At 59.9% G+C, this 24,040-nt stretch carries 22 protein-coding genes; 15 read left to right on the top strand and 7 right to left on the bottom strand.

Annotation, left to right across the window (positions count from 1 at the left end; all coding sequences use genetic code 11):
• On the top strand, window positions 1-634 hold a 634-nt coding region (locus EXQ56_03675), incomplete at its 5' end, for a hypothetical protein (GenBank protein MSO19552.1).
• Window positions 635-815: 181 nt separating this feature from the next.
• Here EXQ56_03675 and EXQ56_03670 read toward each other — a convergent pair.
• Window positions 816-2,405 carry a S41 family peptidase gene (locus EXQ56_03670; protein MSO19551.1) on the bottom strand — a complete coding sequence of 530 codons (1,590 nt, stop codon included), beginning with the start codon at window positions 2,403-2,405 and terminating at the stop codon, window positions 816-818.
• Between the two features lie 159 nt (window positions 2,406-2,564).
• Between EXQ56_03670 and EXQ56_03665 the strand changes: the two genes are divergently transcribed.
• Window positions 2,565-2,798, top strand: a complete 234-nt coding sequence (locus tag EXQ56_03665) for a DUF2442 domain-containing protein (GenBank protein ID MSO19550.1) — start codon at window positions 2,565-2,567, stop codon at window positions 2,796-2,798.
• A 132-nt stretch (window positions 2,799-2,930) separates the two neighbouring features.
• Here the strand turns inward: EXQ56_03665 and EXQ56_03660 are convergent, their stop codons facing one another.
• Window positions 2,931-5,747, bottom strand: coding sequence for a hypothetical protein (locus EXQ56_03660; GenBank protein ID MSO19549.1), 2,817 nt, complete (start codon window positions 5,745-5,747; stop codon window positions 2,931-2,933).
• A gap of 38 nt (window positions 5,748-5,785) precedes the next feature.
• Here EXQ56_03660 and EXQ56_03655 point away from each other — a divergent pair, with 38 nt between their 5' ends.
• From EXQ56_03655 to EXQ56_03610, 10 genes are all read left to right on the top strand, one after another.
• Window positions 5,786-6,544 carry a CoA-transferase gene (locus EXQ56_03655; GenBank protein ID MSO19548.1) on the top strand — a complete coding sequence of 253 codons (759 nt, stop codon included), beginning with the start codon at window positions 5,786-5,788 and terminating at the stop codon, window positions 6,542-6,544.
• A gap of 158 nt (window positions 6,545-6,702) precedes the next feature.
• On the top strand, window positions 6,703-7,494 hold the full coding sequence (locus tag EXQ56_03650; protein MSO19547.1) for an enoyl-CoA hydratase/isomerase family protein: 792 nt from the start codon (window positions 6,703-6,705) through the stop codon (window positions 7,492-7,494).
• A gap of 149 nt (window positions 7,495-7,643) precedes the next feature.
• Window positions 7,644-8,582 (top strand): CoA transferase subunit A, encoded by a 939-nt coding sequence (locus EXQ56_03645; GenBank protein MSO19546.1) that lies wholly within the window; start codon window positions 7,644-7,646, stop codon window positions 8,580-8,582.
• Between the two features lie 75 nt (window positions 8,583-8,657).
• Window positions 8,658-8,906: an AbrB/MazE/SpoVT family DNA-binding domain-containing protein gene (locus EXQ56_03640; protein ID MSO19545.1), complete on the top strand. Its 249-nt coding sequence runs from the start codon at window positions 8,658-8,660 to the stop codon at window positions 8,904-8,906.
• A complete protein-coding gene (locus tag EXQ56_03635) occupies window positions 8,894-9,232 on the top strand; it encodes a type II toxin-antitoxin system PemK/MazF family toxin (GenBank protein MSO19544.1) in 339 nt (112 codons plus the stop codon). The genes EXQ56_03640 and EXQ56_03635 overlap by 13 nt, the downstream gene beginning before the upstream one ends.
• A 98-nt stretch (window positions 9,233-9,330) precedes the next feature.
• Window positions 9,331-9,612, top strand: coding sequence for a hypothetical protein (locus EXQ56_03630; protein MSO19543.1), 282 nt, complete (start codon window positions 9,331-9,333; stop codon window positions 9,610-9,612).
• A gap of 207 nt (window positions 9,613-9,819) precedes the next feature.
• Window positions 9,820-10,404 (top strand): (2Fe-2S)-binding protein, encoded by a 585-nt coding sequence (locus EXQ56_03625; GenBank protein MSO19542.1) that lies wholly within the window; start codon window positions 9,820-9,822, stop codon window positions 10,402-10,404.
• Window positions 10,405-10,411: 7 nt separating this feature from the next.
• Entirely contained in the window at window positions 10,412-12,874 is a 2,463-nt protein-coding gene (locus EXQ56_03620; GenBank protein MSO19541.1) for an aldehyde oxidase, read from the top strand.
• Window positions 12,875-13,113: 239 nt separating this feature from the next.
• A complete protein-coding gene (locus EXQ56_03615) occupies window positions 13,114-13,371 on the top strand; it encodes a transposase (protein MSO19540.1) in 258 nt (85 codons plus the stop codon).
• Window positions 13,372-13,856: 485 nt separating this feature from the next.
• Window positions 13,857-14,897: a 4-hydroxybenzoyl-CoA reductase gene (locus EXQ56_03610; protein MSO19539.1), complete on the top strand. Its 1,041-nt coding sequence runs from the start codon at window positions 13,857-13,859 to the stop codon at window positions 14,895-14,897.
• Between the two features lie 209 nt (window positions 14,898-15,106).
• Here EXQ56_03610 and EXQ56_03605 read toward each other — a convergent pair whose 3' ends face one another.
• Entirely contained in the window at window positions 15,107-15,925 is an 819-nt protein-coding gene (locus EXQ56_03605; protein ID MSO19538.1) for a TIGR00730 family Rossman fold protein, read from the bottom strand.
• Window positions 15,926-15,973: 48 nt separating this feature from the next.
• Window positions 15,974-17,026, bottom strand: a complete 1,053-nt coding sequence (locus EXQ56_03600; protein MSO19537.1) for a deoxyhypusine synthase — start codon at window positions 17,024-17,026, stop codon at window positions 15,974-15,976.
• A 248-nt stretch (window positions 17,027-17,274) separates the two neighbouring features.
• Between EXQ56_03600 and EXQ56_03595 the strand changes: the two genes are divergently transcribed.
• Both EXQ56_03595 and EXQ56_03590 read left to right on the top strand, forming a co-directional pair.
• Window positions 17,275-18,738 carry a hypothetical protein gene (locus tag EXQ56_03595; protein MSO19536.1) on the top strand — a complete coding sequence of 488 codons (1,464 nt, stop codon included), beginning with the start codon at window positions 17,275-17,277 and terminating at the stop codon, window positions 18,736-18,738.
• 42 nt (window positions 18,739-18,780) lie between these two features.
• Complete coding sequence (locus tag EXQ56_03590; protein MSO19535.1) at window positions 18,781-19,554, top strand: hypothetical protein; 774 nt, start codon at window positions 18,781-18,783, stop codon at window positions 19,552-19,554.
• Between the two features lie 327 nt (window positions 19,555-19,881).
• Here the strand turns inward: EXQ56_03590 and EXQ56_03585 are convergent, their stop codons facing one another.
• Genes EXQ56_03585 through EXQ56_03575 form a run of 3 tightly spaced genes read right to left on the bottom strand, consistent with a single transcriptional unit; the run spans window position 19,882 to window position 22,528 of the window.
• Window positions 19,882-21,216: an asparagine--tRNA ligase gene (locus tag EXQ56_03585; protein MSO19534.1), complete on the bottom strand. Its 1,335-nt coding sequence runs from the start codon at window positions 21,214-21,216 to the stop codon at window positions 19,882-19,884.
• Window positions 21,213-22,073, bottom strand: a complete 861-nt coding sequence (locus EXQ56_03580; GenBank protein MSO19533.1) for a sugar phosphate isomerase/epimerase — start codon at window positions 22,071-22,073, stop codon at window positions 21,213-21,215. The genes EXQ56_03585 and EXQ56_03580 overlap by 4 nt, the downstream gene beginning before the upstream one ends.
• Window positions 22,074-22,087: 14 nt before the next feature.
• Window positions 22,088-22,528 (bottom strand): cobalamin biosynthesis protein CbiX, encoded by a 441-nt coding sequence (locus EXQ56_03575; GenBank protein MSO19532.1) that lies wholly within the window; start codon window positions 22,526-22,528, stop codon window positions 22,088-22,090.
• 365 nt (window positions 22,529-22,893) lie between these two features.
• Between EXQ56_03575 and EXQ56_03570 the strand changes: the two genes are divergently transcribed.
• The gene (locus EXQ56_03570; GenBank protein ID MSO19531.1) at window positions 22,894-24,039 is read left to right on the top strand and encodes an MBL fold metallo-hydrolase; all 1,146 of its coding nucleotides are present in this window, start codon (window positions 22,894-22,896) and stop codon (window positions 24,037-24,039) included.
• Window position 24,040: the final 1 nt, after the last annotated feature.

Below are 24,040 nucleotides of genomic sequence, written 5' to 3'. Positions count from 1 at the left end.
ACAGGCCATACTCAACAAATTCTTGAGCCGCCTGAAGACGTTCATGAACCAACATCCCCAGGTTGAGATTCTAGTCCTGCGGCGCCGCGGCTTCGAGATCGGCGCGATGATCGAACAGGGCACCGCCGACTTCGGCTACCTTCCGCTGGAGTCCTGTCCGCCCACGCTCGAGTGGCACAAGTGCGTGGAGCTGCGCATGATGCTGGCCATTCCCATCAAGCATGAACTCGCCAGGAAGAAGGATATCTCGCTCGCCGACCTGAGCAAAGTCCCTCTGATCCTGCCCGACCGCGAAGCATCTTCCGGCAAGCGCATCCATCGCGCCTTTCAGGAGAAGGGCCTGGAATATCGCACGCTGGTTGAGACCGGCGATTCGCGCCTGCTGCTCGGATTCGTGCGCGAGGGACTGGGTATCACGGTGATTCAGGAGCAGGAGACCAGCCCGGATATTCGCAAGGACGTGAAGATCGTGGACGCCAGCCACCTGTTCGGCAAGCAGGTGGAAGGCATGGCCTGGCGCAAGCGCGGCTATCTGCCGGAAGCAGCACGTCGCCTGATGGCCACCCTGGTCCCGGAAGCGCATCCGCCCGCCGCCTACTCGGCGGCGGCTGCCACCAAATCCATTAAAAGTTAAGTAACCGTCCGGCGGGACAGTGCCGCGCGCGTCAGCGAGCGGGCCGATGGAGAACCCTGCCCGATCAACACGCTGTTGTATTTTGGGATTGAAGGAAATCATCGCCGGCTGGGGACGCGGGTGTGCCATTGGCCCGCTTGCTGACGCGCGCGGCACTGTCACGCCATCCGGCAATACGCCGCTAGGGCTTCTCTTTTTCCAGTTGCGCGCGGCGAGTATTCTCCAACATCGAGCCGGCCAGCGGGAGCATTTCAATGGCTTTCTTGATCGAGGGATCGTGGATGGCTTCCACCCGGTAGGCATCGTTCATGCCGAACTCCACCAACACCAGTTGGATCTTCACGCGCTGCTTGATGAAGTCGAGATTGGCCTCGAAGTCGGCGCCTTCGTAGGCTACGTCTTCTTCCTTCAGAAAACGCTTGAAGCGCTCGACCACAGGCTGGGTTACCTCAAACTCTTTGCTGATGGACTTGTTCTCGGCCAAATAGCGGCTGGCGAATTTGAAGAATACGTCGCGGCGCGCCAGCGTCAACTGAAACTCGTTGGGCTTGGGCGGGGAGAAGCTCACATCCGGAGTGATGCCGCCGCCGCCGTAAACCGTGCGGCCCGTATCGGTGTGGCGCACGTCCGTCTGGCTGACAGTGCCGGCGGCCTTGTTGGTGTCGTTGAAATAATCGTAGAGCGAGAGGCTCGAGTAATCGCGCTGGATGAGCCGTCCGCTGGGCGTGTAATACTTCGCCGTGGTCAGCGCCAAGCCGGTGTTCTCGCTGAGCGGGAACACGGTCTGCACTAGCCCCTTGCCGAAGCTGGGCTCGCCGACAATCAATCCGCGGTCATGATCTTGTATGGCCCCGGAGACGATCTCGGCGGCGCTGGCGCTGGAGCGGTCAATCAACACCACCAGCGGAAATTCGCTGCCGCGCGCCGCGCGCGAGGCCGAGTACTGCTGCTCGCGCGAGTTGCGTCCTTTATGCGACACGATCACCTGACCGCGCTGCAGGAACGTCTCGGCCACCGAGACGCCTTCTTTCAAGAGGCCGCCGGGATTGCCGCGCAGGTCCACCACCAGGCCGGTCAGGCCCTCGGCGCTCATCTCGCGCATATGTTCGCGCAGCTCGCTCGAAGTGGTCTCCATGAAACTTGAAATGCGCAGATAGCCCACGCCAGGCTCGATCATATGGGCATGCTCGACGCTGAAGCGCGGAATCTCGTCGCGGATGATCACAAACTTCAGCGGCTCCGGCGTGCCCTCACGCATGGCCTGCACGCGGACCGTGGTCCCGCGCGGGCCTTTCAGCAAGTTGGCGACTTCCGTGGTGTTCAGCCCCTCGGTGAGGGAATCGTCCACCTGCCAGATCACGTCGCCGGGGCGCAGGCCAGCCTTATAGGCGGGCGAGCCGGGGAACGGCGCCATCACCACCGTGCGGCCATTGCGCGGAGCCACCTGCATGCCCACGCCGTAGTAGCGCCCGCGCTGGTCTTCGCGCATGGCGGCGAACGACTTGGGATCAAAGAAATTGGAGTGCGGATCAAGCGAAGTCAACATGCCGGGAATGGCGCCGCCGTAGATGGCCTTCTGGGTGTCCACCGGGTCGGCATACTGCATCTCAACGGTGCCCAGCACGCTGGTAATGGACTCAATGGTCTTGCGGACGTTCTCTTCGTTTGCGCTCGATTGCGCGCCCACGCTAGGGCCATAGACCCCGCCCAACACCGCGGACAGTATGATTGTTGCCGGAATGATAAAGACGCCGCGCCGGTAGAAGCTCATGCACGCTCCCTTTCCCGAAACACACAAAACTCTGCTAAGTCTAGCACATATGATTCATTTGCCAGCGCCAGGGATGCACGGGGTGTGCATGTTTTGGTAGCCACGGCACGATTTTTATGCCGTGGGCTTTTGACATTAATTCAATGACCACTCCACCATATTAGCAAAAAAACTCAAAAGCCCACGGCACTGGACGAAGCGGATTCAGCGGGAGCCGAGCGCGAGTTGTTTCTGCCCTTCGAGCAGTTCCCCTGGTTCCGTGCGGAGACGGTGGCGCAGCTCACCCGCGTCGAGCGGCCTTCGCCCGATCACCTCTATTGGCCCGATCTAGACGTCGATCTTTCGGTCGAATCCATCGAGCACCCCGAGCGTTTCCCGCTGCTCAACCGGTAATGCGTGACAGAGCCGCGACCGGAAGGGAGCGGTGGCAGATGGGCACGGTGGCGTTGATTCCGTACCGCTCCCTTCCGGTCGCGGCTCTGTTTTGATGGTGCGAGTGCCCTCTGCAGTAACTATAAAAATGGTCTAGAAGTCGAAGGAGTAGGTCAGTTTGGTTTGTAGCGAGCGGTCTTTTTCTCCGTCGCGCAACCCACCTGCCTGACGCGTCTCATTGTAAATAAGAAACAGATCGCTACCCGGCCGGTAGATATAATTCAACCGAAAATTAAAGCCGAAAAACGAAGTGGCGCGGTCGTACTGCACGATGGTGCTGGTTAACCATTGGTTATTGAAAGAATAATTCACCCGCGCGTTCAGAGTGTGGTCCGTGAAATCGCCGTAAGGCAGGGAAGCATCCACGATGCGGTAATCGGCGGAGAGCGACAAGCTCGTAGTCAGCTTCCAGGTGGGATTGAGTTTCAAGTCGAGGGCTTTGCCGTCGTAATAATCCGAGAGCATGACAAACTGGACGAGTCCGGAAAGCCTGCGCGAGGAGCTGCCGCGGTACGTGGCGCTCCAGGTGTTCCAGGTATAGTCACCCGCGGGAATCACGACACCCGGTTTGATTTCGAAGTTGTTGCGAGGACGATCCAGGTACACGTGGCCGGCAAATCTCAGGGAGTCCCCACTTTCCAAAGTGATCAGCAGCGTATAGTGATTGATCCGCTCGACCAGGTGTCCCGCATGGTTGGTGTAGTAGTCGAAGCGGCTGGAGACGTCCATTTGCCGAATCCCCCAGACTCCGGGACGCGGCCGGAAGCCCAGCGACGGCGTGGTCCTGCGCACATCTCTGCGCAGAACAAAACCCATGTCATCACGAAAGTTCGGATCAATCGAGTAGGATTCCAGCGCGGCGAACAGTCGGTCGCTATCCCATTTGCCGTTGAAGCTGCTCGCCCAGGTATCCGTAATGCCGCTCGGCTCTCCGGAACGCGCCAGGAATCCGTCCAGTGTGAGATAGCGCAGAAAAACAAACCGGCCATCCACCCCAAAGACGCGGCTGTAATCGGGGCTGCCCCCATACTCCCGATTGACCCAAAATGCGCCGACGCTAGAGCGGGCCAGCACGTCTTGTTTGGCTCGCAACACCGAGAAGTTGCTGGCGGGAATATTCTCCGCCGACGTCTGCAGCGATGCGGTCTGCATGTTCAGCAATCCGAGGGTAAGGCCTGAAACTCTCCCGGTAACCCTGCCTCCAGCGCGGATGGGAACCACGGTCCCGCGCGGGGAGCGCCCGATGCTGCGGCTATGGAAGATGGTTAGTTCCCGGTCGCTCTCCCGTTGTGCCGTGCCAAAGGCGAATACTCCGGAGCCTTCCTGAAAAAACTCGCGCGTCTCGGGGAAAAAAAGCTGAAACCGTTCCAGATTATTCTGCAGTGTGTCCACCTCGGCCTGGGCAAAATCCGTATTCCAGGTCATGTCGACCGTGAGACTGGGAGTGATGCGGTATTTCAAGACCTCGATGCCCGCATCGGAGGCATCGCGAAAGGCGCTGTCAAACCGGCCGGGAACAGCGGCATCCCGGCGCACGGTTTGCCTGAATCCGCCGAGCAAGTATGGCTTCACGCGCCAGCGCAGCCCGGTGTCGATGCCTTCGAGGCCGTTGAGGTGCCCGGCTTGCGAAACGTTCTCCAACTGAAATCCTCGCCGGTAATTGTTCCAATACGTCAGCTCGTTCTTCCGGCGAATGATGCGCTCCACATCTATTCCCCAGGCGTGCCCGCTGGACTCGCCACCTCTCAAGCTCCGGAAGGGAATGGCAAACTCCACGGTCCAGCCCGCCTCATTGGTCTGCGCCGCAACCTCCCATTTCTCATCCCAATTCGCGTTGACGCTCTTGCCCTCATCGGAAATTAAGGCGTCGTATTGTGCGCCCAGGGGATTCGTGCGAAACAAGAATGCGCTGCGGTGATCGTGGAACGTATCCAGAATGACCGAAACGCGGTCGTCCTCGCCGAAGCCGTCGTCGCGACGGCGTTCGGTGGCGCGGATGGCCGAGGGGTCCGAGTCGTGGCAAATCACCCCAATGTAGAGTGTGGTGGTGGTGTAGAGAACCAGCAGGTCGGTTCGTTCCGAGGAGGGCTCGCCTTCGCGGGGTTCCTGCTGCGTAAAATTCAAGGAAACCGCCGCTTGGCCCCAGGCTTCTTCATTCAGTTCGCCGTCAATTCGCACCGCCAGCTCGGTGCGCCGGGCATTCAGTGTCCGCTGACCATGCGTGCCGGTGCTGGAACTCGGAGGCAATTGCGCTGCCGCAAGATTCGGGACGAGGAGCAGTTGGACGATTTCAGCAACCATCATCAGGCTGAAACAGACGGTCCACGGACGGCTCTCATTTCGAAACTTCAATCGTCTCCTCGGTCTTTCCGGACCCGCGTGCCGATCCATGAAGAATGGGTTGGCACAGGCCGCCACGTTGGGGGTTTCTTGATTGTGGATTGTCGAATCTCCGATGGCAAGCTCAGAAACATGCGTCATGATCCGCGCCAGAAGCATACCGCAACTGTTGATCCATTTCATAACGCAAGATTCTACTCCCGCAATCCGTCCAATCCCAGGCAACAGATGGAAGTGGCGCACCGCCACGTTGGGGGTTTCTTGATTGTGGATTGTCCGATCGGTGGAATCCATCGAGCACCCCGAGCGCTTCCCGCTGCTCAGCCGGTAATGCGTGACAGAGCCGCGACCGGGAGGGAGCGGTGGCGTGAAGTGCAATACGGATTCGGAAGCAACATAGCCGGAATGCGCACTATGGAAATTGTGTGGATGCACGCCACCGCTCCCTTCCGGTCGCGGCTCTGTCACGCACGCGGCGCTTATCCGTCCTTTCCATTCTGACTTCTGTCTTCTGACTTCTGTCTCCTCCCGCAAATTGACAATGGCACGTGGTTTGCGGTACTCCTTCATGTTCGCGCACTCGCATTCCACGGAGGCTCAACCCACGCATGGCGGATTACACTTTATCGGAATTGATGGTGGTGGCGGCGGCGCGCGAGATTCATGACGGCGACGTGGTCTTTGTCGGGATGCGCTTGCCGCTGATCGCCTATGTCGTCGCCAAGAACACGCACGCGCCCAACGCCATCGGCGTCTTCGAGAATGGCGTGCTGCGCCGCACTCCGGCCTCGAAGCTCATCATGACCATGTCGGACGGGCCGAACATCACCGGCGCGCTGGCCTGCATGACCATGCTCGAGTGCATGGCGCTGCTGCAACAGGGCCGCGTCAGCCTCGGATTCCTCGGCGCGGCGGAGGTGGACAAGCACGGCAACCTGAACTCGACCGAGGTCGAGTCGGGATCGGGAGCCGACAAGAAGTACGTCCGGCTGCCGGGCAGCGGCGGCGCCTGCGACATCGCCACCCTCGCCCATCGCTTTGTCGCGCTGATGGCGCATGAGAAGGAGCGCCTACCCGAGCGCGTGAATTACATCACCAGCCCCGGCAACGGTCCTTGGCGTGAGCATCCCCGCCTGAAGCAGGGCGGCCCTTCGGCGGTGATCACCACCAAAGCCGTGCTGCGCTTCGACGATTCCGGCGAGGCCTATCTCGACTCGACACACCCCGGCGTCGCCGTGAATGACGTGCTGGCCAACACCGGCTGGCCCTTGCGCACTTTGAAGAAAACACGTGAGACCAAACCGCCCAACGCGCGCGAGCTGAAGGTCATCCGCGACTATGACCCGAATCATTTTTGGACGAAGTAATTTGCGCGTGACAGTGCCGCGACCGTGAGGGAGCGGGGGTTGGGTTTTAGGGATTGGGGATTAGTCGGAACATCGCCACAACTGATCCGAGCCGCGCCAGTAATGGGGCGTCCACCATGTACGAAATGGCAAGCACGCAATAAGGACCAACGCGCAACATGACCACATCGAACTACTCATCGACCTACACCACCATCGCCGTCGAGCGCGCCGCGCCGGTACTGACTATTGAACTCAACCGGCCGCCGCTGAACATCATCGACATCGCCATGATGGAGGAGATCGCCGCCGCGCTCACCGCCGCCGAGGCTGACGCGGGCCTGCGCTTCATCGTGTTTCGCGCAACGGGCGCGAAAGCATTCTGCGCCGGCGTCAGCATTCAGGACCATCTGCCCGCCACCATCGAGAAGATGATCCTGTCGTTCCACGCCATCTTCCGCCTGCTCGCGAAGTCCGACAAAATCGTCATTGCCGCCGTCGAGGGGCACTGCCTGGGCGGAGGCCTCGAGCTGGTGGCCATGTGCGACATGGTCATCGCCACGGAGACGGCGCAGTTCGGCCAGCCCGAGATTAAGCTGGGCCAGATGCCGCCGGTCGGCGTGATCCTGTTGCCGCACCTGATCGGTTACCGCAAGGCCGCCGAGATGATCCTGACCGGCGCGAGCATCCCGGCGCGCGAGGCGCTGGCGCTGGGGCTGGTGAACCGTGTGGTGGATGGAGACGCGCTGGCGTCTTCTCTGAATGCCCTGCTCGGCGAGATGATCGCGCAAAGCGGCACCGCGTTGCGCCTGACCAAGCATCTGCTGCAGCGCACGCGCGGACTGGACTTCATCCGCCTGCTCGATGACAGCGAGAGCTTCTTCCTTCGCCGCCTCGCGCCCACACACGACGCCAAGGAAGGCATCGTGGCGTTTCTGGAAAAACGCGCGCCGCGCTGGAATCATCATTAGATCAGAGCCCCGACCGTGAGGGAGGGGGCACGAGCGTTGGCAGAGATAGTTTCATTTCATTCAGATTGTTAATCGGCAGGCGTGCCCCCTCCCTCGCGGTCGGGGCTCTGATCAGTCCGCCTATCGTCAATTGACAGGAGCAACAGGTAATGTCCAAAGCATCCGACAAGCAAGCTGAAAAAGTAACCACACTCGCCGACGCCGTCGCGCGCTTCGTCCCGGATGGCGCGAGCGTGGCGATGGGGCTGTGCCTCGAAAGCATGATCCCCTTCGCCGCCGGGCACGAGATCATCCGGCAGGGCAAGCGCGACCTGACACTGGTCGGCCCCATCTCGGACATTCTGTTCGACCAGATGATCGGCGCGGGCGTGGCCCGCAAAGTGGTTGCCGCGTGGGTGGGCAACGTGATGATGGGCTCGGCCTACAACTTCCGCCGCGCCATGGAAGAAAACATTCCGCATCAGGTCGAGACTATCAACCACTCGAACTTCACCATCGCGCTGGCGCTGCACGCCGGAGCGCTGGGCGTGCCCTTCCTGCCGACCTACACCTCTATCGGCTCGGACATTCTCGCGCGCAATCCCGATCTCGCCGAATTTACCGCGCCTTTCACTGACGAAAAGATGGTCGCCGTGCGCGCGCTGACTCCCGACGTGGCGATCATCCAGGCGCAGCGCGCTGACGTCTACGGCAATGCCCACATTTGGGGCAACCTCGGCTCCGGCCCCGACGCCGTGCGCGCGGCCAAGCACGTCATCGTAGTCGCCGAGGAGATCGTCGGGCCCAAGGTGATCGCCAGCGACCCCAACCGCACCGTGGTCCCCGGCTTCCTCGTTTCGGCCGTCTGCGCAGTGCCGCACGGCGCGCACCCCTCGCCCATCCAGGGCTATTACAACCGCGACGACAACTACTACGCCGAATACCACAAGGGCACCAAGACCCGCGCCGACTTCGAAGCCTGGCTGGCGCGATGGGTAACCGGCGTGAAGGACCCGGCAGCATTCCTGGAGCAGCTCGGCGCGGAGCGCGTCGCAAGCCTCGCGGTGCAGAAGCCCGCCTACGCCGCCAAGACCGACTTCGGCCACTAACTTTCCACAAGACCGCACTGATATTCGGGACTTGCATATGGATTGCGCCCGTGATTACAATGTAGCTACATGGCCATCATGACTCGCATTATACGCATCGGCAACTCGCGCGGGGTTCGTGTGCCCAAAGCGCTGCTCGATCAGGCTAATTTGCCGGAGGAGGTCGAGCTGAGCGCTGAGCCCGGCCGGCTGATCGTCATGTCCGCGCATCGCCCCCGGCAGGGATGGGATGAGGCCGCGCGATTGATGAGCAGCAGGGACGAGGATCGGCTACTGGATGCGATGACCCCGACTCGTTTCGATAAAGAGGAGTGGGAGTGGTAAACGCGAAGCCCACCCGAGGCGAAGTGCATCTGGTCCGTCTTGATCCGACCCTTGGCAGCGAAATTCGCAAGACGCGACCGTGCCTGGTGGTCTCGCCTAACGAACTGAATGCGCATTTAAGGACTGTAATCGTGGCCCCCATGACCAGCGCGGGGCGCGCGTATCCGTGGCGCGTATCCTGCCGCTTTCAAGGCAAGGCGGGGTTTGTCGTTTTGGACCAGCTTCGCACGGTAGATTCAGAACGCCTGGTAAAGAGGATGGGACGACTCTCCGGACAGACAATGAATGTCGTGCTTTCCACGCTCGAAGAAATGTTCGCCAAATAGCTCGACCTGTTTGCCTAAGGAGCTTACTCATGCAAAGCCGGAAGATTCAATACTACGGCAAAGCCACCTGAACGACCTGCCGCAAAGCGAGAAGTTTCTTGCTGGAGAAGAAGGCTGAGTTTGAGGAGCGCGATCTGGGGAAACATCCGCTCAGCGAGGCTGAGCTGGACGCGCTGATCGGCGACCGTCCGCACCTCGAGTTTCTCAATACGCGCAATGAGCTGTATCGTTCGATGAACTTGAAGGCACATCCACCCACACGCGCGCAGGCCATCAAGCTGATGGCGCGGGAGCCCAACCTGATAAGGCGCCCCATCTTCCGCAAAGGCGCGAAGCAGGTGCTGGGCTTTGACGAGGAAAAGGTTGCCGAGCTTTGGTAGCCGCGTCAAGCGCTTTGCTTGGCGCGGGTCTTTCGGCCGTCAACGCGCTGCGCCGTTGAAACTGGATTTCCGCCCGCCGTTGAAAACCCCGCGCCATCCAAAATCGGGATGACGCGGCTACCGAAAGAATACTTCGCCCCGCCAATCCCTGCTAAAATGGAGTGTTTCCATCAGCACGAGCCGTCTCTATCTGGAAAGGGTTCTGCCATGCCCCGCGCAGTTACGCCGAAGGCTGCCAAGCCGAAGAAGAATACCAAGCGGTCGCCCAAGCGACCGAATGAGAAGGTCCACCTCCAGTTCAACGTGAACGGCGAGCCGGTGGAGGTCGCTTTTCTCCCGCACCATACTTTGCTCGAAGTGTTGCGCGAGGACATGGGCCTCACCGGCACCAAGCATGGTTGCGAGCTGGGCGAGTGCGGCGCCTGCACCGTGATCGTGGACGGCAAGCCGGTGCTCTCCTGCCTGATGCTGGCCCTGCACGCCGAAGGCCGCCAGATCGAGACCATCGAGGGCATGGCCGACGAAAACGGCGTACTGCATCCTCTGCAGGAAGCCTTCGCCGAACTGGGCGCGGCGCAGTGCGGATACTGCACGCCGGGCGTGTTGCTCTCCGCCAAGAAATTGCTTGACCGCACGCCGCGGCCTTCGCTCGATCAAATCAAAGAGGCGCTCTCGGGCAACATCTGCCGCTGCACGGGCTACATCAAAATTTACGAAGCCGTCGAGCTGGCCGCCGCGCGCGCCGCCGGCGAAAAAGCCGAGCCACGCAAGGAGAGCGTTTATGGCTATTGATCCGGGAATGGGTTCCAACGGGGCGTCGGGCACAACGCCAAGCGGCAAGCCCGCGCGCAAGCGCAGCGTGATCGGCAAGGCGCAGACCAAGATCGACACGCGCGATAAAGTTCGAGGTATCACCAAGTACACCGACGACATGGTCTTCCCGCGCATGCTCTACGCGAAGATGTTGCGCAGCACCGTGCCGCACGCGCGCATCAAGAGCATCGACATTGGAGCAGCCGAAAAATATCCCGGCGTGAAGGCTGTGCTCACTGGCCACGCGCTGCCCGTGGCCTTCGGCATCATGCCCGTGGCGCAGGACGAGCACGTGCTGGCCTACGAAAAAGTCCGCATGGTGGGCGACGCCATCGCCGCCGTGGCCGCCACCAGCGAAGAGGCCGCCGACGAGGCCGTGCAACTTATCAAAGTCGAGTACGAGCTGCTGCCCGCCATCGCCTCCATTCAGGAGGCGCTCGACAATCCCGACACGCAGATTCACTCGACCAGCGAGAACGGCAACATCCACCGCTCCATCGCCTACGAGTTTGGCGACGTGGAGGCCGGCTTCGCCGAAGCCGATCACGTGCGCGAGGACATCTTCTTCTACGAGGGCAACACGCACCTCGCGCTCGAAGAGCACTCGAGCATCGGCATCTGGAGCGCGGATCAAAAGTTGACGCTGCACTCCTCGACGCAGAACCCGCACTACCTGCACCGGACTCTCGCCAAAGTGTTGGAGCTGGATCAGGCGCGCGTGCGCGTGCTCGCCGCGCCCTGCGGCGGCGGCTTCGGCGGCAAGTGCGATCCATTCAATCACGAGATCGCCGTCTGCAAACTCTCGATGATGACGGGCCGTCCGGTGAAGATCACCCTCACGCGCGAGGAAGTTTTCTACTGCCATCGCGGACGCCATCCCGTGCTGATGTCGATGAAAATCGGCTACAAGAACGATGGCTCCATCACCGCGTTCCAGAATAGGACTGTTGCCGACGGCGGCGCGTATGGCGGGCACGGCCCCGCGAGTATGCTCTACACCGGCGTGCTCCAGACCACCACTTACAAGATGCCGCGCTACAAGTTTCAAGGCGCGCGCGTCAATACCAACAAGGCTCCCTGCGGCCCCAAGCGCGGCCACGGCACTCCGCAGCCACGCTTCGGACAGGAAGTCCAACTCGACAAGATCGCCACGCAGTTGGGACTTGATCCGGCGGAGTATCGCAAGTCTCTGCTGGTCGAGCCGCACTCGCTCACCGCCAATTGGCTGCCCATCGCCACCATCGGGCTGAAGAAGTGCATCGACAAAGTGGTGGAAGGCTCCGGCTGGAAGCAGCGGCACGGTAAGCTCCCGCATGGCAAGGGGCTGGGCATCGCGTGCAGCGCGTACATGACCGGGGCGGGCACGGCCATTTATTGGAACGCCATGCCGCACTCCGGCGTGCAGATCAAGCTCGACCGCTCGGGCTGCGTGGCCGTCTTCTGCGGCGTTACCGATATCGGCCAGGGATCGAACTCGATGCTGGCCTACATCGCCGCCGAGATTTTCGGCATTGATCCCTTCGACATTCGCGTGGTCTCATCCGACACCGACATTACTCCGGTCGACCTCGGGAGCTACTCAAGCCGCGTGACGCTGATGGCCGGCAACGCCTGCGTGCAGGCCGCCGAGCGCGCCAAGGCGATCATCGTAGAGGCCGTCGCGCCCAAGCTGGAAGTTCCCGCCGAGCGCATCGTCTTCGAGGGCCGCCGCGTCTTCGATGAAGACGACCCAAACAAAGGCATGACCTTCGCCGAAGCCGTGATACTCGCCGAGACGCAGTTCGGCACGCTGGGCACGACGGGTTCTTATAAGCCGCCGAAGTGGCCCGGCAAGTATCGCGGCGCGGGCGTCGGCCCTGCTCCCACGTACAGCTATTGCGCGGCAGTGGTGGAGACGGACGTGAATCCGCACACCGGCATCGTCACTGTGCCGCGCATCTGGATCGCGCACGACGGCGGGACGTCGATCAACCCCACGCTGGTGATGGGCCAGGTCGAGGGCAGCGTCTACATGGGCCTCAGCGAAACGCTGTTTGAGGAAATGACCTACCGCGGCAATCGCAACGTGGTCCACAAGTTCCCCTCGTTCCTCGAATACAAGAGCCACACGTCGAACGACATGCCCGACATCATTACGTACCTGCTCGAAGACCCCGAGCCTAACGGCCCATACGGCGCGAAGGAGGCAGGCCAAGGCCCGCTGCTGCCCATCCCGCCGGCGGTGGCCAATTCCATATTCAACGCGGTCGGCGTGCGCGTGGACGAAATTCCCATCACGCCGGATAAAGTTCTGCGCGCCATCCGCGCCAAAGCCAAAGGTCAAGAGGGTCGAGTCGGCCCCATGCGCTTCCCCGAAGTCCCCTACCCCGACCCCATCGTGGTCGCCACGCCGGATAACCGCGACAACGTAGTGGCCAGCGGGAAAGAGCCAGCGGGTGCGAAGGTGTAGTGAGTGGAGAACTACGAGCTAAGAAGTTGGTAGCGGCGTCAAGCATTCAGTGCCGTGGGCGTGGAAGGTTTTAGGTTTTAGGTTTTACGCTGCCGCTGAAATTCGGCGCTTCAGCGCCGAATTGGGCTTGCATTTTACGTAGCCCAGCCCTTTAGGGCTGGGTTCAGAAACGCAAAGCGGAAACAGCCCCCTTCAGGGGGCTTGCACCTGGAGAATCTCCGCCGGAAAGTAGCGCACAGATGGCTCACGTATTCCATCAACTCTACTTTCACGTAACTTGGTCCACGCACTCCCGCGATCCGCTGATCAATCGCGGCTGGCGCGCCGAGATGCTTACGATACTGGGCGAGGAGGTCAGCAAGCGCGGCGGCGTGGCGATCCGGCAGAATGCGATGCCCGATCACGTTCACCTGCTGCTGCGACTGCCACCGACCGTCATCATCGCGGATTTCGTCGGAGAGATTAAAGGCGCCACGGCGTATCGCGTGAACCACTAGCTTGCACCGAAATTCAAGCTGCCCTGGCAGGATGGTTACGGGATTGTCAGCCTGCGGAAGGAAGAGCTGGAAAAAGTCGGCCGTTACATCGACGATCAGGAAGAGCACCATCGCAAGGGCAAACTGTCGAAGATATTGGAGACAACGGAGATTATCGAAAAAGATTGGCCAACCGCGAATGAAAGCCCCCTGAAGGGGGCTAGGGTAATTAGGAAAGCCGTAGCCCAGCGCTAAAGCGCTGGGCTACCTAAAATGCAACCAACAGTCGGAGCTGAAGCACCGACTGGCACGAACCGGAAAAGTTCAGAAGCACCAAAGGAGATCAGCCCGCTTCAGCAGTGTGTGTGATAACTCGAAAGTACGACCCTCAGCGGCTAAAGCCGCATTGATTCTGCGCCAGTAACGGCACGACTAAAGTCGTGCCCTGACGTAAAACCAAGGTTTTCACACAGACTCCTTCTGGGGGCTTGCGCTAAGGAACCATAATGCTACGACTGCCGAAGTTCAAATATCTGCACCCCAAGAATATTGCCGAGGCGGTGCGCATGCGCGCCGACGCTGGGCCTGACGCTATGTTTGTCGCCGGGGGCACGGACCTTTTTCCCAACATGAAGCGGCGTCAGCAGACGCCCAAGGTGGTGATCGGCCTGGGGCATCTGGACAAGCTGCGCACCATGCGCGGCACGCCTAAGGACGGCATGGTGCTGGGCGCGTCGCTGACGCTGACGGAGGTCTGCGAGAACAAGAAGATTCGCAAGGCGTATCCGGCGGTGGCGCGCGCGGCAGAGCTGGTCTCCACGCCGCTACTGCGCAACATGGGCACCATCGGCGGGAACCTGCTGCTCGACACGCGCTGCAACTATTACGATCAGAGTCTCGAGTGGCGCAAGGCGATTCACTTCTGCATGAAGAAGGATGGTGACATCTGCTGGGTCGCGCCGTCCAGCCCGCGTTGCTGGGCCGTGCAGTCGAGTGACTCGGTGCCGGTAATGGTGGCCATCGGAGCGAAGGTTAAGTTAGTCTCAGCCGAGGGCGAACGAGTCATTAGCGCGGAGTCACTCTACAAGGACGACGGGATCGACTATCTCACTAAGCAACCGAATGAGTTACTGACTGAAGTGATACTGCCTCCTACTAATGGCTGGCGAGCGACTTACTGGAAGCTGCGCCGCCGCGAGGCCTTCGACTTCCCCGTACTTGGCGTGGCCACATGGATGCGCATGGCAACCGACGGCACGGTGGAGGATGCCCGCATCTTTCTCGGCGGTGTCGGCTCGCATCCCATCGACGCCAGCAAGACGGTTGATGCGATTCGCGGCAGGAAGCTGACGGAGGATTTGATCGAGGAGGCCGCTGCGCTCGCCTACCCCGTGGCTAAGCCGCTCGACAACACCGACTTCGCCATGACCTGGCGCAAGGACATGGCTCGCTACTACGTCGCCGGGACGTTGCGCGAACTCGCCGGACTTCCGCCGAAATACGCCGGAGAGAAAAATGGTAGTCACCCCGCGCTCAGAGTTCTCTAAGTCTGGCGGATTTACCGTGAAGTTGGATTTTTCGGATGATCTGGTCAAAACCGTATCCACCGCAAAGTTTGCAAACTTTGGAATCTTGTCAATTTGGTCAACGCCGCAAGAACCGTGAAAGTGTGCACTTTGTGCACGACCGCAAATTCCGCTAATTTGGATAGGCAGACACGGTCGCCAATCACGGCCATACAGTCGGGCTTTTTCGGTTAGCGGCTGGCGGTGATTTCCGGGGCTTCGCGACGGCGATCGCCGCCGGGACCTTCCGGCTTCAGATAGTGCGTCGTCAGTCCATCCTGCAAAACGCGCAGCGCCGCAGCCGGATCGTCGGCGAACTGGAACAGGTCCATGTCTTCCGGGCTGATGGTCCCGTGGCGGATGAGCGCCTTGAAGTTGATCACCTCGTTCCAGAACTCCGAGCCATACAGCACCACGATGATCTTCTTGTTCAGCTTCTGCGTCTGGACGAGCGTGAGGATCTCCATCAACTCATCCATCGTGCCGAAGCCGCCGGGAAAGATGACCAGGCCTTTCGCCAGATAGGCGAACCAGAACTTGCGCATGAAGAAGTAGTGGAAGTGGAAGGAGAGGTCGGGGGTGATGAAAGGATTCGGAAACTGCTCGAAGGGCAGTCCGATGTTCAGGCCAACGGATTTTCCGCCAGCATCGAGCGCCCCGCGATTCGCGGCTTCCATGATGCCTGGCCCGCCACCCGAGCAGACCACGAAGCGGCGCTTGGTGTCCTGCAACGCGTTCGACCACTCGGTTACCAGCCGCGCCAGTTCGCGGGCATCGCGGTAATAACGGCCCAGCGGGCCATTCTCTTCGATACGCGCCGAGCCAAAGAAGACCACCGTATCGCGGACTTTCTCGCGGCGGAAGTTGGCGAAGGGTTGCAGATATTCGGAGAGGATGCGGACGACACGCGCGTCAGGACTGTTTAGAAACTGATCGTCCTGATACGCCAGCGGCTTCTGCACGCCGTTTGATTCCGGGTCGATTAGTCCGGCATCCTTAGTATCCTTCATGCGTTTCCCTTCCTCTGGCATATCGAAGACTGCAAATGAGGCTGTGGACTAGCGCGTCGGCACCGCCTCCAGAATCTGATTGCCCTGCCGGGCTGCGCGACTGCGCCATCCGCCCTTGTGATAAGCGTAGCCCACGATGAGTGGCGTGGCGATGGTCGCTTCGCAATAGACCATCTGCTCGAACGCCGTGTCCACTTTGCCCCAGCTATTTGCCTCTTTCAGCGTGGAGCCGGAGAGCGCGCCGTCGCGCACATCAGCGACAGTGATCTGCACGGCGTACTTGTGCATGGTGGCTTCCGCGCCCAGAATGTCGGCAGCGACGGTGATGTCCTGCGCGAAGTTCTTAGGCACGCCGCCTCCGATCATGAACAGGCCGGTCTCCTTCTGCGAAATCTTGAAGCGGGTGATCTCAAGGAAGTCCTTCACACTGTCGATGGAAACGCGCGGGCGGTCGCCGCGCTCGGCCTGATGCGCCACCAGCCCGAAGCCCGCCGAGCAATCGCTGAACGCGGGGCAGAAGATCGGCACCTGCTTTTTATAGGCTTCGTAAACAATGCTGTCAGGAGTCTTGCAACCGTGCTTCTCCAGGTACGCACCCATCTCGATGATGAACTCGCGCGAAGAGTAGGCGCGCGGCTCGAGCGCGTCGGCAATCTGCTTCGTGGTGTCGTCGCAGATGCGCAACTCTTCCTCGTCGATTAGCGTGTCATAGATACGATCGATGCCGTGATCGAGCAGCATGGTGTCCTCCGTGCCCGCCTTCAGCCGCTCGTCGGCGACGTAGTGGCGGAAGCCGAGCGCCTCGAAGAAATCCTGATCAACTATGTTGGCGCCCGTGGAGACAATGGCGTCCACCATGTTGTTGCGGATCATCTCAACGAAGACTTTCTTGAGTCCCGCGTTGATGAGCGAGCCGGCCAGGCACAGGATCACCGCGCAGTTCTGATCGCGCAACATGCGGTCGTAGATGCTGGCGGCGCGGGCCAGATCGCGCGACGAGTAAGACATCTTGCTCATCGCCTCCACCAGTGGAATTACGTTGTGCTGCGTGATGTCCACATGTTCGATGGTCGTGGCCAGTAATTCTTGTTTGGTCGGCATGGAAGTCCTCCTGGGCTGCAGGCAAGTATGAAAAAGTAATCTCCATAATGCCATGAACTCCTCCCCTGGGGAGGCCCTCTTTTGCCGTCTCCGCCCTTCACGACAATCGAGTTCACGAGGACTTCATATTAAGTTCACTCCAACTTCACAATTGACGCGCGCAGCCTCGAACGGCGACAATGTTGGGAGAAAGCATGGCTTTCAGAGATGCGTTTCTTACTTCGTTATTTTCATGGGGGTCATCCCGTATGAGCTATAAAGGAACCAACAGCCGACTCAGAAAGATTCTTCCACTCGCTGGGGGAATCGCAGTCCTGGCAATTGCAATACTTTGGACCGGCCCGTCCGAGTCCGGTCAACTGGCGCATTCATCGCTGATGGCGGGACATGCGCCAAGCGGGCAGGCGCGGCTGGTAAAGGCGACTCCGCTCCCCGATACCCTAGCGGCCCCTCTCGCTGAAAACGGGGCGCCGATGTGCGAGTGGCAACCGGCCAGCAGTGAAGACACGCTCGTGGCCATGTTGCAGCAGCGACAGGAAGCGCGCAGTGCAGCGGTTACCGCGCGCCAGGCGATCAATCGCGGCGACTTGAAACCCGTGCGCATGATCAAAGACCCTTACGCCGCCTACAGCGCCGTGGCCGTGGACCCCGTCAACAACGAAGTGGTGATGACCGATGAGAACCTCTTCCAGATCCTCGTCTACGACCGGCTCGCCAACACACCGCCGAATGCGAAGATGACGGAGCCGAAGCGCATCCTCTCCGGCGAAAAAACCAAGATCGAGTTTCAGTGCGGGTTGTATATCGACCCGAAGAATGGCGACATCTACGCGGTCAACAACGATACAGTGGACACGCTGGTCATCTTCTCGCGCCAGGCCAAGGGCAACGTCCCGGCGGACCGCGAGTTGCGCACACCACACGGAACCTTCGGCGTCGCGGTGGACGAAGCCGCCGAAGAGATGTACCTGAGCACGCAGCATGACAACACCGTAACCGTCTTCAAGAAATACGCGACTGGCGAAGAGTCGCCCATTCGGCTGCTGCAGGGTGACAAAACGCAACTCGCCGATCCGCACGGACTGGCCATTGACGTAAAGAACAACTTGATGTTTGTCAGCAATCACGGCAGCTTCCACCAGAAGGAAGTGGGCGGTGCGGCGTCGGTTACCTATATCGGCGGGCTGGCCACCGATGCGGCGGCGGCGAAGAAGAACTGGCCGGTGGGCGCGCAGGCCGCGGGATCAGGAAAATCCCTTCCGCCATCGATCACCATCTATCCACTGAAGGCCAGCGGCGACACCCCGCCGTTGCGCGTGATCCAGGGACCGAAGACGCAGATGAACTGGCCCACGGGATTGGCCTCCGATGACGCCAAGGGCGAGATCTATGTCGCCAACGACATGGGCAACTCGATCCTGGTTTTCAATAATACCGACTCGGGCGATGTCGCGCCGAAGCGCGTGCTGACCGGCCCGAAGACGATGATCAAGAATCCCACAGGGCTGTGGCTGGATCAAAAGAACAACGAACTGTGGGTCGCCAACTTCGGCAACCACGCGGCGACCGTGTATCCCATCGGCGCGGCGGGGGACACCGCGCCGCTGCGCATGATCCGCAGCGGCCCGATGGATGAGCCGTCGCTGGGCATCGGCAATCCGCATCCTGTCGCCTACGACACCAAACGCGAAGAGATTCTGGTTCCCAACTGAGTGGCGCATCCGCAGATTGCGACGTTCCCCAGGTTGGCGAACATGAACACAAAAGCGACTCGCAAGCTCGAAGGCCAGAAGACCCTGCTTGGCCGCACCATGCACTCCATCGTTTACAACGATCGGCGCGACGAATTTACCGTGCCGCAGCCATTCGCTCAGGCACTGCTGACGTTCCGCGGCGGGTCCAATGCGGAGGAAGCTCCCATCCGCGTTATTCAGGGACCCCGGACGCAACTAGTCGAGCCGGACCGCCTCGCGCTGGACATTGTCAACGATGAGTTTTTCGTGCCCATGGATACGGTTAAGCGCATCACGGTCTATCGCGCCAGCGCGAATGGCGATGTAGCTCCGCTGCGCGCGATTGAGGGGCCGGACACCACCCTCGGCGCCGAAGCCATTGCCATCGACAACGTGCATAATTTGATGATCGCCGCTGGAATCGGGGATAAGGATGGCCTGCGATTCCGCATCTTTGACCGCAAGGCCGCTGGCAATGCCAAGCCGCTGCGCATCATTGGCGGCAAGAACAGCATGTTTAGCCGGCTCGGCGGACCCATCGCCGTTTACGCCCCGAAGGGTTGGATACTGGCCACCGTGCGCGGCCCCGGCGCGCTGGCCTCCGACGAAGCATTCCTCGGAATCTGGAGCGTGAACGATGAAGGCGATGTTCCGCCGCGCTGGACCGTGGGTGGACCACATGGCGTGTTCCGCATGCCGCGCGGCATCGCTCTTGACGTGAAGAACAAAACCATCATCGCCAGCGACAAACGGCTGAACGCCGTGCTATCGTTCCACTTCCCGGAGATGTTTTAACAGGGTTTCACTGGGGAAAATCTGAAGGCTGGGTGCAGCATGATCACTGTGCCCAGCCTTCATTGCGTGAAGAGAGTTTATCTCAATCCCACTATCTACTTCTCTCGGCGGCGCCTGAAATAGACAAACATCATCGCGGACAGTAGCGTTGCGCTGGTCCACAATATCCATTCCGACGGCCCTGAGTGCCCAGCCAGTTCCACTGAAAGCAACTCTTCCAGCTTCCACAGTAGCGGGGTGGATAGAAATGCAAGTATGAAACCTGCGGGGGCACCGACGAAAATTGAACCTACAATCTGTCTTGCCAGCCGCAACTTGCGCCCCCTCTTACGGCCTCAAGCGATTCAGCGTGCGCGGAAAGGCGATGGTCTCGCGGACGTGTTCGAGACCGCAAATCCAGGCGACGGCGCGCTCCAGGCCCAAGCCGAATCCGGCGTGGGGGACGGCGCCATACTTACGCAGGTCGAGATACCAGCCGAAGGCTTCCTGAGACAGGTTGTGTTCCTTGATGCGGCTGAGCAGCAGATCGTAGCTCGAGATACGCTGGCTGCCGCCGATGATCTCACCGTAGCCCTCCGGCGCCAGCACGTCCACGCCTAGCGCCAGCTCGGGCCGCAGCGGGTCCGGCTCCATATAGAACGCCTTAATCGCTGACGGATAGCGGTGGACCATCACCGGTTTGGTGAAATCCTCGCTGATCAGCGTTTCATCGGTTCCGCCGAAATCCCCGCCCCACTGAATCTCGCTGCCCTTGCGCTTCAGCACTTCGATGGCCGCATCGTAGGTGATGCGCGGGAAGGGTGGAACGATTATCTCCAGCTTGGCGACATCGCGCTCCAACACTTTCAGCTCGTGCTTTCGATTGTCGAGGACGCGCTTCACGATGAAGGCCAGGAAGCGCTCGGCCAAGTCCATCATGTCGTCGAGCGTGGCGAAGGCGGCCTCGGGCTCGACCATCCAGAACTCGGTGAGGTGGCGGCGCGTCTTCGATTTTTCGGCGCGGAATGTGGGGCCGAAGCAATAGATTTTTCCGAACGCGGCGGCGGCGGCTTCGCTGTAGAGCTGGCCCGACTGCGTGAGATAGGCCTTCTCTTCAAAGTAGTCCGTTTCAAAAAGTGTCGTGGTGCCTTCGCAGGCCGCCGGCGTCAGGATGGGCGCATCCATCAGCAGGTAGCCTTCCTGATCGAGACAATCGCGGCAAGCCTTGGCGATCTCGGCGCGGATGCGCAGGATGGCGTTCTGGCGCTGCGAGCGGAGCCAGAGATGACGATGCTGCATCAGAAAATCAACGCCGTGATCCTTCGGTGTGATGGGAAACGGATCGTCCGGGGAGACCGCCTGCACGACCTCGACGTGAATCACGTCCAACTCAAAGCCGCCGGGCGCGCGCTGATCCGCGCGGACCTTGCCGCGCACAATGACGGAGGACTCCTGCGTAAGATTGCGTGCGGCCTCAAACACTTCCGGCTCGACCGCGTTCTTGGCGACCACACCCTGGATCAATCCGGTGCCGTCGCGAAAGATGGGGAACAGAAGTTTGTTGCCCGCGGCACGAAGATTGTAGAGCCAGCCGCAGAGCGTTATTTCCTGCCCATCCCAGCGCGCAATATTCTCAATCGCCACGGCAACCTGAAATGGCCGGGGGGCGTCCGATCCGCTCATTGCTGATCTCCTTGGTCTGCTTCCTTATGGCTCTCCTCAAATATACGCTCCAGCTGGTCGCAGGAAGCACGAGCCTGATCGAGCGGGGCGACTGCCGAGGCCAGCGAGCGCGCCTCGATGGTCCAAACCGCTTCAGGTGCCGCCTGCGCCAAAGCGCGCAGAACCGGGCTCCAGGAGATCACACCCAGCGGAGGAAACTGATGATCGTCGATCATCCCGTTGTTATCGCTTAGATGCGCGGATGCGATGGCTTTGCCAAGCACTTCGATGGCCTCCGTAACGCTCCCATCGAGATGGGCGTGGCCCGTGTCGAGGCACACTTTTATGTTTCGCAGGTGTGTATGCGTGAAGAACTGAATCAGCCTTCGTGGAGTGGATATTTCATTGGCGATGTTTTCGAGCAGAATCTCGACACCGCGCTGCCGGGCGAACAAACAGAGGTGCTCCAGGCTGGTGAGCGCGGCATCAAACTTCCGCAGATCGAACTCCTCGCCCTCTACACCAAGGTGGACAATCAAATAGCGAAAGGGTGCCAGCTCCGCCGTTTCCAATGCTCGCTTGATTTCGTCCATGGAGTCCTGCCGGCGCTGACGGTCAAGAAACGCGATGGAAACCATAGAGTGCGGAGACGCGCCGCGCGGATCGCGAGATACAGGCGCATGCAAAGCATGCAACTTGCCGACTGAATTGGCGGTCCACTGCCCGATCTCGCGGAGTTGACTGGGATTGGTGTAATCGAAGTGTCCGCGGTCGCCGTAGATTTCAATTTTCTGAAATCCAGCACTGACTATTTCATCGAGCAAGCGTGCACCCAGCAAATTGTGCCGGAACAGATAGGTTGAAAGTGAGCGGTGCATAAGATTCCTGCTAGCTATAGTGCGGATTTCCAGGTGCTCCCGGAATTCTCCGGGATATCCTCCGGCGCGTCGGCAGCGGCGGTCATCCGATCCAACAGGGCTTCCAGCAGCAGCGGATGACCTTCCATTGGCAAAGCGATTTTTACATCCAAGCCTGGGAACAGGGCTTGCTGCTGACGCGCTAGCTCCGGCAAATCCTTACTGATGTGGATACCCATGGTGAGAAAGTAAGGAACTATGATAACGCGAAACGCGCCGCACCCCACCGCTCGGGCAATGGCGCTGGCCAAATCGGGATGGGCCTTCTCCAGAAACGCCGCGATGGCCGGACAGCGCGAGCGGGCGGACAGCTCCGTAGCCACACGCTCGACCGCTTCGTTTGCCTCCGCCACGGATGACCCGTGCGCGAACAAGATAATTGTGGGAGGAACCGTTCCTGGCATGGTGCCTGGCAAGCTGATTGTCCTTATAAGTATTGAATCGCAAACTTGAATGGCCGGAATTCATTGCGATAACCGTCACCCGGCTAGCCCGCGATTAAGACTAACATAGTTTTTGCGCTCATGGTTTATGCGCTCATTATCGTGCGCTGGCCCCAGCGCTGGCCTTGCGCAAAGCCCGATGCTGCATCGGGAAAGGAACCCCCTGCACGGGTTTTACGCTTGGCAGTCGATTGCGGGATGTGCTAATTTTTTGACGGTCGCACCCAGGCCCCCCTCCTGGATTGAGCGCAGCATGTGGCGACTATGGTGGCGAATACGGCCGAAGAACTTTCCGCAACTGCGGCCCGCAACGGATGGAATGAGAAGGGTTTACAAAAATGAAGGTGCGCTTTTGGGGAGTACGTGGCTCCACACCCACGCCGGCGCTGGAAAACCTGCGCTACGGCGGCAACACGCCCTGCATTGAAATCCGCACGCCGGATGACAGGCTTTTTGTCTTTGATTGCGGCACCGGCTTCCGTCTGCTGGGGAAGCAGTTACTGAACGAGTATGGCCACAAGAGTATTCAGGCCCACATTTTTTTGTCCCATTACCACTGGGACCACATTCAGGGCATTACGTTCTTTGAACCGCTTTACAATCCGGAAAACAACTTTCACTTCTATTCGTTCATTTCCCACGCTGGAAGCGTTCAGAACGTCATCGAAGGCCAGATGTCCGACCCCTATTTCCCTGTCAACATGAATATCATGAAAGCTCGCAGAAATTTCAGGGAGCTGGATGCGAACCCGGTGGAATTGGATGGCATGAAAGTAACAGCACTTCCACTCAATCATCCGCAAGGATGCCTGGGGTTTCGGATCGAATACGAAGGGCATGTCGTAACCTATGCCACGGACAATGAGCCAGGCTCGCCCGAGCATGACCGCAATGTTCGGCTGCTCGCGCAGGGAGCAGACCTCTTTATCTATGATTCTCAGTACACACCTCTGGAATATTCCAACTTTAAACGGGGATGGGGACATTCGACCTGGCGCGAGGGAGTAAACATTGCGAAGGAAACCAACGTCAAACAATTCATACTTTTCCATCATGATCCTGATCACAACGATGTGTTCGTAGACTCGATCCTGGGCGAGACACGCAAGATATTTCCTAATTCGATGGCAAGCTGGGAAGGGCTGGAAATTGATCTCGCCGCGGGGCAGCAGAATGAACCGCAGGAGATGATTGAGCGGCGGCTCGGGCGGCGCCAGCAATTGGAGATCCCCGTCCGCGTAGTCGGCACCCGTCCCGACGGAACCACCTTTGAAGAAGTCACTTGCCTCGAAAATCTTTCTGTCCGCGGCGGCTTTTTCATTCTCGAAAATGATCCCGACACGAATGAACCGTTGCAAGTGGAGCTCCACACCTCGCGTGATGGAACCACCCTTCATAAGTCGATAGTAAGTACCCGTGTTACACGCAATCTTGCCGTTACAGTGGGCAAGAAAACAAAGCGCGGAATCGGCGTCTCGTTCTAAG

It is taken from the genome of Acidobacteriota bacterium (assembly GCA_009691245.1).
Classification (GTDB): Bacteria; Acidobacteriota; Terriglobia; order 2-12-FULL-54-10; family 2-12-FULL-54-10; genus SHUM01.
The sequence above is the reverse complement of the archived record's forward strand: the minus strand, read 5'-3'. Positions and strand labels throughout refer to the sequence as shown.